Source organism: Caldalkalibacillus thermarum, from assembly GCF_014644735.1.
Lineage (GTDB): Bacteria > Bacillota > Bacilli > Caldalkalibacillales > Caldalkalibacillaceae > Caldalkalibacillus > Caldalkalibacillus thermarum.
Window position 1 is genome coordinate 1 of the sequence record NZ_BMKZ01000111.1, and the last position, 1111, is coordinate 1111.

General features: G+C 43.4%; 1 protein-coding gene and 1 pseudogene. One reads left to right on the forward strand and one right to left on the reverse strand.

Features of this window, described 5'->3' with window-relative positions; translation table 11 throughout:
- Window positions 1–125: 125 nt before the first annotated feature.
- Window positions 126–332 (forward strand): annotated as a pseudogene (locus tag IEW48_RS16700) (transposase); the annotation flags it as partial.
- Between the two features lie 66 nt (window positions 333–398).
- On the opposite strand, the gene IEW48_RS16705 reads toward IEW48_RS16700, so the two are convergent.
- A complete protein-coding gene (locus tag IEW48_RS16705; RefSeq protein WP_188624713.1) occupies window positions 399–1022 on the reverse strand; it encodes an FAD-dependent monooxygenase in 624 nt (207 codons plus the stop codon).
- Window positions 1023–1111 lie beyond the last annotated feature (89 nt).

Here is a 1111-nt window from a genome sequence, read left to right on the forward strand (position 1 = left end):
ATCAATCCACCGACTAACGACCTTGTAACGCATCAGTTCTTTTTTGCTCATTGTAATCTTCTCCTGTCCCATAGTGACATTTTCACTGACGCGTTACAATATGACAATATCACAGACGAACAACAGATGCTTGCAAACGGAATAAAGCCGAAGGTAAGTTTGGTGAAGGCAAGCGCTGTTATGGACTTGATCGCATATATACTCGCTTACCAGAGACCAGTGAAACAGCGATTAGTTTACAGTATTTTACAATGAACTTATGGCACTGGTTACGCTCTCTTTTTGTCTTTTTTTGCTATATGGTTTTACTTACGTCTTCAAGAAAAAAATAGTCTACCAAGAAACTTAAATTGAGCAAGTTAAAACTTAAAAAATGAAACTTTTTCAGCAATCCCTATTTACAGGTTCGTTTTAATCGCCGATTCTACCTGCTTTTCTAAGACCTGAGCTGGCAACAGACGCAGCAGGGCATTGCGGATGCTGATGAGCGCGGGATGCTCGATCTGTGCCGCTTTCCCTATGCGCCAGGACATATTGATAATTTTTTTGCTCTTTGGCCTCCGTAATTTTTCAAAGGCAACAAATGCCGTTTCAATATCACGCTGCTTTTTTATGATCTGGTTCAGGACGATTGAATCTTCAATGGCTTGACCAGCTCCTTGGCCCAGATTAGGCGTTGTGGCGTGGGCAGCATCACCGATCAGGAGCACTCTTTTGAAAGCAAACTGTTTAAGGGGCTTTAAATCTAAAATATCAGTCCAGATCAGATCTTCGTCCTTTGTCCACTGGATGATCTCAGGTATTGGGGAATGATAGTTGCGAAAGAGCAGATACAGATCATGCGTGGTAAAATGGGATAGTTCTTTGCTTCCAAAAGGGGCATTGACACAAGCATACCAGTAGATTTGGTGGCCATTGAGGGGAACAATGCCAAACCGCCCCTTTGGCCCCCATGTTTCAATAAATTCCCCTGGGGGGGGGGGGCTGTTTTTGTCAATAATAAATTGAGCCAGAGCGATCACTTCAAAAGTGAGCCACTTTTAGAATCAGAGTTCCCATAAATGGGAGAGGGTGGGTGTTTGGATGATTTGCCCCTAGGGGCAAGTCATCC